The sequence below is a fragment of the Amazonocrinis nigriterrae CENA67 genome, assembly GCF_016056305.1.
Taxonomy (GTDB): Bacteria; Cyanobacteriota; Cyanobacteriia; order Cyanobacteriales; family Nostocaceae; genus Amazonocrinis; species Amazonocrinis nigriterrae.
Window position 1 is genome coordinate 19,522 of the sequence record NZ_JAECZC010000057.1, and the last position, 11,483, is coordinate 31,004.

8 protein-coding genes and 1 CRISPR repeat array are annotated in these 11,483 nt (G+C 40.8%); of the genes, 1 reads left to right on the plus strand and 7 read right to left on the minus strand.

Going from position 1 to position 11,483, the window contains the following annotated elements; translation table 11 throughout:
• Positions 1-13: 13 nt before the first annotated feature.
• From I8748_RS23990 to psbQ, 3 genes are all read right to left on the minus strand, one after another.
• Positions 14-862 (minus strand): alpha/beta fold hydrolase, encoded by an 849-nt coding sequence (locus I8748_RS23990; RefSeq protein ID WP_198127049.1) that lies wholly within the window; start codon positions 860-862, stop codon positions 14-16.
• 90 nt (positions 863-952) lie between these two features.
• Entirely contained in the window at positions 953-2,065 is a 1,113-nt protein-coding gene (locus I8748_RS23995) for an NAD(P)/FAD-dependent oxidoreductase (protein ID WP_198127050.1), read from the minus strand.
• Positions 2,066-2,231: 166 nt separating this feature from the next.
• Positions 2,232-2,702: a photosystem II protein PsbQ gene (psbQ, locus tag I8748_RS24000; RefSeq protein WP_198127051.1), complete on the minus strand. Its 471-nt coding sequence runs from the start codon at positions 2,700-2,702 to the stop codon at positions 2,232-2,234.
• A 369-nt stretch (positions 2,703-3,071) separates the two neighbouring features.
• Here psbQ and I8748_RS24005 point away from each other — a divergent pair, with 369 nt between their 5' ends.
• The gene (locus I8748_RS24005) at positions 3,072-3,500 is read left to right on the plus strand and encodes a hypothetical protein (RefSeq protein ID WP_198127052.1); all 429 of its coding nucleotides are present in this window, start codon (positions 3,072-3,074) and stop codon (positions 3,498-3,500) included.
• Between the two features lie 415 nt (positions 3,501-3,915).
• A CRISPR array of direct repeats spans positions 3,916-6,157; the repeat unit is 37 nt; unit sequence GTTTCAATCCCCTTGCGGGGTAGTAGTAAGTTGAAAC.
• 355 nt (positions 6,158-6,512) lie between these two features.
• Here I8748_RS24005 and I8748_RS24010 read toward each other — a convergent pair.
• The 4 genes from I8748_RS24010 to I8748_RS24025 all read right to left on the minus strand — a co-directional run bounded on the left by I8748_RS24010 (position 6,513) and on the right by I8748_RS24025 (position 11,408).
• The gene (locus tag I8748_RS24010) at positions 6,513-7,889 is read right to left on the minus strand and encodes an alkaline phosphatase family protein (RefSeq protein ID WP_198127053.1); all 1,377 of its coding nucleotides are present in this window, start codon (positions 7,887-7,889) and stop codon (positions 6,513-6,515) included.
• Positions 7,890-7,967: 78 nt separating this feature from the next.
• On the minus strand, positions 7,968-9,194 hold the full coding sequence (gene eboE / locus I8748_RS24015) for a metabolite traffic protein EboE (protein ID WP_198127054.1): 1,227 nt from the start codon (positions 9,192-9,194) through the stop codon (positions 7,968-7,970).
• 106 nt (positions 9,195-9,300) lie between these two features.
• Complete coding sequence (eboC, locus tag I8748_RS24020; protein WP_404800359.1) at positions 9,301-10,230, minus strand: UbiA-like protein EboC; 930 nt, start codon at positions 10,228-10,230, stop codon at positions 9,301-9,303.
• A 128-nt stretch (positions 10,231-10,358) separates the two neighbouring features.
• On the minus strand, positions 10,359-11,408 hold the full coding sequence (locus I8748_RS24025) for a ferritin-like domain-containing protein (RefSeq protein WP_198127055.1): 1,050 nt from the start codon (positions 11,406-11,408) through the stop codon (positions 10,359-10,361).
• Positions 11,409-11,483 lie beyond the last annotated feature (75 nt).

Consider the following 11,483-nt stretch of genomic DNA (forward strand, 5'->3'; position numbering starts at 1 on the left):
GCACAGAGATAAACTAGGCATTTGTACGTCGGATAAAAGGCAAAAGGTCTTCTAGAATTGTTTTATGATAGTGTTCTTGTGGATAATGCCCGACGTTATTAAGTTTTATTAATTCAGCATTTGGTACAGAATCGGCAAATTTTTGTGCTATGTCTACAGATAACCAAGGGTCAATCATGCCCCATTGAATCAAAATTGGCTGTTGCCATTGTTGAAAGCCAGATTCGATTTCTGTTGTTGCTTGTTCAAGTTGCAAATTGCGAATGGTGGCTAAAAGGGCGCGTCCCACAGCAGAGGTTTTCAAAAAGGGTTTTCGATAAACATCTAAATCTTGATCTTCTATGCGGTAACGGCTACCACCTTCTAGTGTCCTATCAACTAATAGAGGATCTTGGGTCATCATTTCACCTGCTAAAGGTAAACCCATTTGTTTGATTTTCCAGGGTAATTTGGCAGCAGTAGAAATTGGTGTATTTAATATAGCTATGTTGGCGATTTGTTCGGGGTGACGCAAGGCATATTGTAGTCCAACAGAGCCTAAAAAACCTTGCACAACTAACGAAAAACGCTCAAGTTCTAATGCTTGAATAAATTTTTCTAAGGCTGTAATAAATGCATCTGGTGTGTAGGCAAAGTCTCGTTTTTCTGGCATTGCAGAAAAGCCATAGCCGATCCAATCAGGCGCGATCGCTCTCGTCCCCTGATTGGCTAAAGCTGGTAAAATATTACGCCAACTGTAACTTTGCGAAACTAAACCATGTAGTAAAACTACAGGCAATAAGTCAGTTCTGCCGATTGGTGAAGCTTCTCGATAAAACCATTCTAGTGAATCTACTGTGATTTTCTGTTCTGTTATAGACACGCGATTTTCCTGGGTTTTTGAATTTAAATGCCTCACGCAAAGGCGCAAAGGCGCAAAGATAAAGGCGCAAAGATAAAAAGGTGTTTTTTATTAAAAATTCCCAGGAATAATCATCTCACGAATTGCATAAGCTGTTGCGGGTGCTAGCAAAACGCCGTTACGATAGTGTCCAGTAGCTAGGAGGATGTTACTATAGCCTGGTAGTTGACCGATAACTGGTGCTGGGCGACCTTCGGGGCGGGGACGCAAGCCTGACCAAGTGCGGATAATCTTTGCTGTGGCTAATTCTGGGCAAAAAGCGATCGCTTGTTGTCTGACGGTTTCTAAAAGTTCTTGATTTGGCGGGATTTCATCGCCATTTGTGGGAAATTCTACTGTCGCACCTATCCAGTAATCTCCGCCACCCACAGGCACAATATGCACATCATTACCAGTGATGGCTGGCTGAAAGTCAGGATTTCCTAATACATGTCCTAAACTGAGTTGTAGTGCTTGCCCCAACACAGGACGGATATCAACTGTCTGGTCTAATTGGGCGGTGAGTGGCGTTGAACCGAGTCCCGCAGCAAATACAATCCAATCTGCGGCAATTTTTCCCTCTGTAGTCTCAACAAAAGTGCATTTGACTGGTTCTTCGAGACTATTTTTTTCAGGCGTTGGCACACCCAAAACTGTCACACCAAACTTGAAATTAACACCTTTGTGCTGGGCAGCTTCAACTAAAGCTAAAGTCAAGGCAGTTGGATCGAGTTGACGGTCTTGTGGAGAATAGACAGCGCCAGTAATTTTTTCCTGATTAACTTGAGGGCAAATTTCTTTAAGTTTCGCTGTGTCCCAAATTTCTAACCGCCAGCCTTGGGAGTGACGAATAGCTACTAGGTTTTCCCATGCTGACAAATCATCTTCTGCACCACAGAGGCTGAGAATTCCCTGGCGGTTAAAAGGGATTTGGCGATTTGTTAAGGCTTCTAATTCTGGAATCAAGGTTTCGTAGCGCTGGATGCTAGTTTGTCGCATCTGCCAAGCTTTACCCTTGATTTTGTGGCTAATGACACCCATCAAAACGCCAAGTGCAGCGCCAGTGGAAGCTTGTGCAGGTGGTTGACGGTCGATAACTGTGATTGTTAGCCCTTGGACAAGACTTAGTTCGTAGGCGATCGCCGCGCCAACCACACCGCAACCGATAATTACTACATGACTCATTACTGTTTTGAGAGGGAGATGAGGGAGTGGGGGAAGATGAGGGAGTAGGGGGAGATGAGGGAGTAGGGGAGATAAGTAAGATTTTGCTTCCTCATCCTCCTCATCCTCCTCATCCCCCTCATCCCCCTCATCTCCCTCATCCTCTTCTGCCCATCTTACCTCGCCCTTAGCTTGCTTCTCCTGAAGGAGCGCTTGTATCAGGAACCAGTTCTAAGAATTTGTCAATGTCGTCGAAAACAGCTTGGTAGTTATTCAAAGCAACTAAACTATCGCTATCTTTAGCAGCTTGATCGATTTTAATCAGGTGACTAAAGAAATCTTTTGTTATCTGACGTGCTTGGGGTTGAACCTTGGGTAAAAGATTGGGAGTGATATAACTCATACTCAACTTGGCTTCCGTGATGGGCCCGTGTATAAAATTACCCACAAATACCCAGTCTTTTTTCTCGATCAAATCTCTCAATTCGTCAGCGCGATCGCGCACTGCTTTAATTTCAGGGACGTATGTCTGAATTTTCTGAAGTTGAGCTGTTGTATAAGTTGGAGGTGGAGCTGCGATGTTAGGGCCACCACAACTGATGAGGAATGTGGCTAACAATACCAGAATTAAGGAAAATATCGAGCGTTGACGCGCCATAAACAGAATTTATTTGTTTGCCGATTACCAGTGTCATTTTAGATCGCCAAGGTAATTTCTCGTTCCTGTCAGCAAGAGAATTTGCCGAAAATCTTGTATTAACACCTAATATTTTTGAGAAAGTGCAGAGTGAGGGGTGATTTTTTGAAAAAATTAAGTACAATTACTTAAATACCCTTTTTCTATACATAAACCTTCGATGAGCAGTTTTTTAGCGGCTTCTGGTAAGAATAATTGTCAGGGAAATGTGATTTATGGTTGCGTAATTCAAAAGGTATTGATAAGCTGAAACACCAATATGATAAGCCTTCTGGCGGTTTTTCTGTCGTCACATTTGAAAGCTGACACCATAGTTAGGAGTTTTTTGTAGTGAACGCAGCTGAACAGGCAACTAACCTTGAACTCGCCAGCAAGATTGCTACGGTGGTTAATCTATTTAAATTCGAGTTCCCTGATGCCAAATCGGATCTCAAACCTTGGAAGAATGACCCAGAAACAAGGGAATTGGTAGATCCAGATTCCATAGATATTGGCTTTCACTTTCCTGGAATCAGTAAATCATGGCGTAGTCGCAGTGTGTTAATTCAAATCCGGTTTTATCAAGATCCTATCAATAATTTACGGCGAGCGATCGGTATAGAGGTAGCTGGATTTGACCATCGCGGCGAAGCTTGGCGACTTTCGACGGTGGAAAACTGGAGTTTTTTTGGCGAATCTTTGCCTTCTGGTGAAGTTGGCGATAAGCTGAAAAAAGTTTGCCGGCAGATTTTAGAGGTATTTAATAAACAGAATAGTTAGGGAATTTCAATTGCTGACTGATAACTGTTGACTGATAACTAGACTTATTGCATAAATCTTTTTTTGTCTCGCGCAAAGGCGCAAAGACGCAAAGAAAAGAACGCTAAGAAGGACTTTTGCAAGAGGTCTACTGATCACTGTGAACAGTAGAATATTTTTTATTTGGAAGTTCCTAAAACTTTGGCATTACTAAATCTGAATATGAAATGCCAAAGTTACATTTCTTTTTCTTTGTACCTTTGCGTCTTTGCGTGAGACGAATTTTATTGTTCTTCCTCGTGAATTGCTGTTCGAGTAGTTCTAACAAGAAATACCATGCTTTTGTCGCATTTCTTGTTCAAATTCACTTAAGCTAGTGGTTCTACCTGCTTCTACATCTTCCAATCCTTTTGAGTAACTAGAGTTTTTTCGGTATGTTTCAATCCCCTTACGGGGTAGAAGTAAGTTGAAACTCAAGCCACTGCCGCCGGCGATTTTCTCAGAGGAAAGGTTTCAATCCCCTTGCGGGGTAGAAGTAAGTTGAAACATTTGTGGATATTCTGCCATAATCTTTAATTAGCAAAAGTTTCATTCCCCTTGCGGGGTAGTAGTAAGTTGAAACGTTTTTGACAATGCCCCAGAAGCAGAGGGACTATTGTTTCAATCCCCTTGCGGGGTAGTAGTAAGTTGAAACGCTACCCTAGGGCTTCTCAGGGTTTCATGGGTTGTCGTTTCAATCCCCTTGCGGGGTAGTAGTAAGTTGAAACATCTACGATTGGTATTACATTAGTTAGCAGTTGCAATTGTTTCAATCCCCTTGCGGGGTAGTAGTAAGTTGAAACATGGAATGCAGCAATATCCAGGGTATTTATCATGCTTGCATTTGTGAGTTTCAATCCCCTTGCGGGGTAGTAGTAAGTTGAAACAAATTAAGCCAAATAGCTGTAAGAGTTGGGGTGGCGGGTTTCAATCCCCTTGCGGGGTAGTAGTAAGTTGAAACATTTGATAACAGTAGCGGTGCTTTTGCCTCAATTAAAGCGTTTCAATCCCCTTGCGGGGTAGTAGTAAGTTGAAACTACACCGTTCATCACAAAAACGGTGTCACCTGCGATGTTTCAATCCCCTTGCGGGGTAGTAGTAAGTTGAAACTTTTAAATTTTAATTCAGTTATCAATCAATTTTGAGTTTCAATCCCCTTGCGGGGTAGTAGTAAGTTGAAACGTGATATGCAAAAGTCAAGCGATATTTTATAAAATATGTTTCAATCCCCTTGCGGGGTAGTAGTAAGTTGAAACATGCTTGGGACAGTTGCCAAACAACCAGAATTTGTTGTTTCAATCCCCTTGCGGGGTAGTAGTAAGTTGAAACAGTGGTGTGGTACATCATGCTTTAAGAGACTTTTATGTTTCAATCCCCTTGCGGGGTAGTAGTAAGTTGAAACCGTAACGGTAAATACCAAAATCAATTAGAAGAAATGTTTCAATCCCCTTGCGGGGTAGTAGTAAGTTGAAACCTTGAAGTGATGCTTATCTTGTGGGGGCAAAGAAGCCCAGTTTCAATCCCCTTGCGGGGTAGTAGTAAGTTGAAACCTGTGCTTTTTTCAGTGGGAGCCAACAGCAATGTTTCAATCCCCTTGCGGGGTAGTAGTAAGTTGAAACCTTAATCATGCGTCCTGGGACTGTAAGTCATATATTGTTTCAATCCCCTTGCGGGGTAGTAGTAAGTTGAAACGTGAATCAGTAATATGGCAGGTTAATGACCTCCTAGATGTTTCAATCCCCTTGCGGGGTAGTAGTAAGTTGAAACGTAAGCTTGGTCAATCTCCTCGCCTGTGAACGAGTTGTTTCAATCCCCTTGCGGGGTAGTAGTAAGTTGAAACTAATTGGCAGTTTTGATTTGCTGGGCGAAAAACTTATGTTTCAATCCCCTTGCGGGGTAGTAGTAAGTTGAAACTCGGCACACACCTATTAAAATCATTGATTTTTGGTTTCAATCCCCTTGCGGGGTAGTAGTAAGTTGAAACATGAGGTAATGTTATGCGTAAAGATAAAATTTATTGTTTCAATCCCCTTGCGGGGTAGTAGTAAGTTGAAACCCTTTGCATTACTATTGACATCTGCCCTTCCATGTTTCAATCCCCTTGCGGGGTAGTAGTAAGTTGAAACCTAGCGATCGCTGCCCATAAATCTAATCTAGCCAATCGTTTCAATCCCCTTGCGGGGTAGTAGTAAGTTGAAACATGGGCTAGTCAAGAGGAATTAAAGAAATTTGAGTAGTTTCAATCCCCTTGCGGGGTAGTAGTAAGTTGAAACCAGGGGTGGGACTTGTGAATCAATTATTATTCCAGTTGTTTCAATCCCCTTGCGGGGTAGTAGTAAGTTGAAACGCGTGGATCTCGTTTGTAGAATATCGCTACATGTTGTTTCAATCCCCTTGCGGGGTAGTAGTAAGTTGAAACAAAGAAAGATGCTGGAAGGTCTATTCCTGCATTAGCATGTTTCAATCCCCTTGCGGGGTAGTAGTAAGTTGAAACGTATTTGTTGTACCACGCTCCAGCTAGTGATATAATGTTTCAATCCCCTTGCGGGGTAGTAGTAAGTTGAAACCCAGCGTTATTGCTGGCTAATTTTTATTTTATATTGTTTCAATCCCCTTGCGGGGTAGTAGTAAGTTGAAACCCTTCAATCTGAAACCGTTAGATAACAAGCTTCCTGTCAGGGTTTTTGGCGGGGGAGAAATTTTGGTTAATTTCAGCCGCTCTTATTGCAAAATAGTTGCAATTACTCCGACCTGTGAAACGCTGTAATTATTGATTTGTCAAGGTTCTGGCGATTTTGGCGGGACTCCAGGGATTTTGCCCCCGCTTTCCCCTGCCAAACATCAAGCTGATTACACAATCATAAAATGATTATTCGTGATTGTCGAGGTATTATGAACTATATGTAACTTTTTACAGTAAAACTTCGTACTAACTTAGTAAATAGCAAAGATGTGATTTCCATGACGGTATACACATAAGTCGAAAAATCTGATCTACATTAACTTTAAATGTCTGAGAATCAATGAGCAAACATCAGTCGCTGCAATTGAGTTTTGCTCGACTAAGTGAGTTTGCTGAGTGATAAATAAAGGCCCATCAGCTGGAGAATTGGTAATATGACCATGAGAACCACGTACTAGGGAAGCATCTAAAGGAATCACATCCATTAAGTAGCGAAAACCCAATTGTTTCTTCAGCAGTTTCCAAGCAACTTTGACCTGGGGAATTTTTAACTGCGGATCGAGGAAAAGTTCTACAGGATCGTAACCAGGTTTACGGTGGATATCTACAGTTCTAGCGAAATCAGGCGCTTTGGCATCATCAAGCCAATAATAATAGGTAAACCAAGCATCAGGCTGAGCGATCGCAACTAATTCACCTGATCTAGGATGATTGAGATGGTAAGCTTTCTTACCTTCTTCATCTAATACCTGTGCTACTCCTGCAATTCCTTCTAAAATAGAGCGAACTTTGGGAATATACGCAGGATCATTCACATATATATGAGCAATCTGATGATCAGCGACAGCAAAGGCAATGCTAGCACCAAAATCAAGCAATTCTCGTCCTAATTCTTCTCGCACAGCAATTAAATTATTTGCCCTTAGCACACGGTTTAAATCCACTGCTTTGGAGACTGGCGTAATCCCATATTCAGAAAGAATAATTACTTGAGCGTTACGTGCTTGATAATATTGAATTAATTCACCACAGACAGCATCGATTTCTTGTAAATCTGCTTGAATTTCTTTTTCATCGTGACCAAATTTTTGCAGACAGTAATCTAAATGAGGCAGATAAACTAATGATAATGTAGGGCTGTAACGTTCCTCAATCCATTTGGCTGAATTGGCAATCCATTGGCTAGAAACTATGGAAGTATTTGGCCCCCAAAAGTTGAATAAAGGGAATTGTCCTAAATCAGATTGGATTTGCGATCGCACATCACCAGGCTGAGTATAAATATCAGGTAATTTTCTGCCATCTGCCGGATACATTGGGCGCGGTGTAATGGCATAATCTACTGAGGAATACATATTATACCACCAAAAAAGGTTAGCACAAGTAAAGTTTGGATCAATAGATTTAGCAATTTCCCAAACTTTTGCAGCCTGCACTAGTTTATTAGATTGCCGCCAAAACTTCACTTCACATTCATCACGAAAATACCAACCATTAGCAACAATTCCATGTTCATCAGGCAATTTTCCTGTTAAATAAGTAGCCTGAACAGAACAAGTCACAGCAGGTAATACTGGTGCAATGGGTATTACTCGTCCTTTAGCAGCCCAAGAAGATAAAAACGGTGTGTTTTTTCCTAGTAAACTGGGTGATAATCCTACAATATTGAGAACAACCGTTTTTTGCATTCACTTAATTCCCTTGTATACTAATTCAAAACATGTAAACGCAAATAATATCTAAATTCCTTAATTACGAATTACGAATTACGAATTACGAATTATATTTAACACCCATTCATACTCCCGCTGAATAGAAGTTAGCAAATCTATCTTCATTTCTGCTGGTAAGACATCCCAAGTGTAAGTCTCAATTTCTAGATGTTGACAAGCATTATTTGTCTGGAGTAACTGTAAAACAGTTGCAATATCATCTTGGGTAGATTCCAAAATTTGATAGTCACGAATAAAAATTGGCACATGAAAGTGAGTACGCCATTCTTCAGCTAAAGATTGTTCTAAATATGGCAATGCAGTTACTAAATCAGGATAATGATGTAGTGTTCCGTCGCTTTGGCGTTCTATTACTTGGTGAAGATAAGTAGATTCAGCAAAAGGACGTAAACGTTCAACTATTAAGCTGCGTTTTTCAACTTCCGCAGGTAGTTTGACTTGAATTGCTGCACTAATTTGAATTTTGCCAATTTTAATTCCTGCTGATTGCAAACGCGCAAATACAGACTTTGGTTCTTCATATTCAACTGAAAAATGACATGTGTCATAACAAAGTCGCACATGTTCTAGCAATTTAGTTTCTGCTAAAGTCTGTTGAATATTGAGTTTTTCTGATAAGTATTTGCCGCCAATTGGTAACAACCAATTTTGATAAAAATCGATAACTTCCGATGTATTTTCAATTAATCCGTCTGGTTCAGGTTCTAAATCAATATGCAGTAACTTCCCTGTTTCATCGCGGATGCGAATCATTTCAGCTACAACTAATGCTAGGTTAATACAGCTATTATTGAAAACTGTTTCAGTAGTTGCTTGGTCTGCTTGCCACCAAGGTTTATAAGATAGAGGTAGTGTGGAAATTCCGCCAGTTAGCCCTGCTGGTAAAAGAGTTGCTAAAATTTGTGTCAAGTTTAATGTGTAATCGAGTCGTTCTTTTTTTGACCAATCTGGTGCATAAACTTGGTCTTTTACTACCTGTCGATGAAATCCCCCATAAGGAAAGCCATTTAAGGTAAAAACATATAAATCTTGCTCAGTTAGCCACTCTTGAAATTGAGCCAAGTTATTACTTTCTAAAAGTTCTTTCGCAGCTACATCTGCTAATCTCAAGCCAATACCAAAGGGTGCTTTAGGTGATAATCTTGATTTGAGATTGGGAATATACTTTTTTAAGTTGGCAAAAACTTCTGGCCAGGTTTCACCCGGATGAATGTTAGTGCAATAAGTTAAATGAATATTGCTATCTGTGGTAATTTTCATATTATATTTGCGAGCTTCTTTGCGTCTTTGCGCGGCAGTCGCTTCAAGTCGGCAAAGCCGCCCAACGCGCTGCCTTGCCTTTGCGTGAGATGAAAAAAAACTAGCTTTAAGTAACAGCGAATAGTTGTGCTAATTTCATGGAAATTGGGAGTAAAATTAGCACTAATAAACCGTAATATAAACCAGCGAAACCTGCTGCAACTGTTGCATCTAATATAATTAGAGATAACACGCCTACTTTCACAGCAGTTCGGATTTTTTCGGGTATCGGTTCACGCGCAGCGTTCACAAAATTAGGTAAGACTCGGATAGCTAATAAAATAGCAAATGGTAAGGCTGCAATTACTGTATAGTCTTGTAAAATTCCCAAGGCTAAAACTGCTGTCAGGACTATGGAAATTAAGAGTATTGCTAGTACTCCTGTAATTTTTTTGCCTCCGTTAACTTCTCCTTGGCTAATTGCGGTGATTGCAGCAATGTAAAGAACAGGAATCACGGCTAAATACCAACGTTCCGAAACGATCGCAGGTACTGCACTTACACCTAATAATAAGTTACAACCACGACACAATCCCATATTCAGCGGCCCAAAAAAAGCATGATGCTTGGCGATCGCGTCATACAATAAAGCTGCAAAAGTGATAACTATACCTATAATGCCGCTCAACCAAGATACTTGAAAAGCCGCTGCAATGCCGATGGCAAATAACAAACTACCCAATAAGGTAGCATTCTCACGAGACACGCGATCGCTAGGAATTGGTCTATTTGGTCGTTCTTTTGCATCCAATTGGGCATCGAAAACATCGTTAAAAACGATACCGCCTCCGTATAAACCAGTTGTAGCCAATAATAACCAGCCTAAAGGAATTAAATTAACAAAACTTGCTTGTCCATTGATGAAGTCATCAAAAATAATCCAACCAGAAGCAGCAAAACCTACAAGAATATCAGCCCAAGCAGTAACAATATTAGCAGGACGCATCAATTCTAAATAACCGCGCCAGTGTTGAAAATTCCAGCTAGTAATATTCACTGGTCTATCTCCTTTAGTATTTACGCCTACCTGATTTAAAAATACTTAGTGCCTTAGTGTCTTAGTGGTATTGAACCACAAAAGACACGAAGACACAAAGAGTTTTATTCGTTACCTTTGAATTTTAACTAAACATTCACGGCTGCGTATTCAAATGCAGGTGCTACTTGCTTACCTAAAGTAGGATCTGTAATTTCCACCATTTGCTGTGCTTGCAGTTTCAGTTCATACATTAAACCCATGACGGTGTTCAAATACTGCGGTTCACCATTGAAGGTTTTGTGCAAACCGTTGAGGAGATTTGTGTAGGAGTAGTTAAACTGATCCACCAAGCGCAAGGCTTTACTGCCTTTTGGGTAATACTTACTTTTAGAGTTCTCTACTAATTGCCAAATCCCATCCTCTTCTAAAAGTACAGGCTCACCACTATATGAATATCCTTCTTTAACTGTAGAATCTTTTTGTAGGCGGCGACCGTGATATATTTCTGCAAAACGGTAGTAGTGAGCATAGGCTCCTGCTGGATCTAGAGGGCTATTATGTGTACCCTCACCTTGCTCTACAATAATGGTTAAAGCCTCCACAGCCTCGTCTAAGTTGGTGATAGCAAACAGTTGATCTTGGGGAAACCATTGCTCGTTAACGACTTGGCGATTGGGATTTCCTTTAATACAATGCCTCCCTAATTCTTTCAGTTTGTCGATAATTGCTTGATAAAATTGACCTATAGTTGCATATCCCTCTTTTTCTAGGAACAGGAAATTAGGCTTTACTGGGAAATTAATCGGATCTTCTGGTTCTTCAATCCGCATAAAGGTATCTTTCAATACTTCTTTGGAGAGCGGCTTTAGTCCCACAATCAAATCGTCACCGATATTCATTGGCAAGTTACCGGGGTAGCTGGGAATGAATTTTGAGTGGTTGATATCAGGATGACCACCGATCGCATTCAAGACATTGGCTGCTATGGTCATATGTAGCATTTCTTCACGCACTATTGACAAAATAATGCGAGCAACCTCTTGATTACGACCAGGTTTGATGGAGTATAAAGCAGTCAGGTAGGGGGGAATGGTGGAATGTTCTAACCTGATGGCGGACTGGAGATATTGGTGCAGTTCGGTAGTGCTAGTTTTAGAACGGATTTCTTGAATGATTTCGGCGCGAAGTTTCAGCATAAGATTCTCCTTTATACCTAAAAACTTGATACAAAATATTTTTTCTCTTCTCCTCCCTCCCCATCCCCCCTGCTC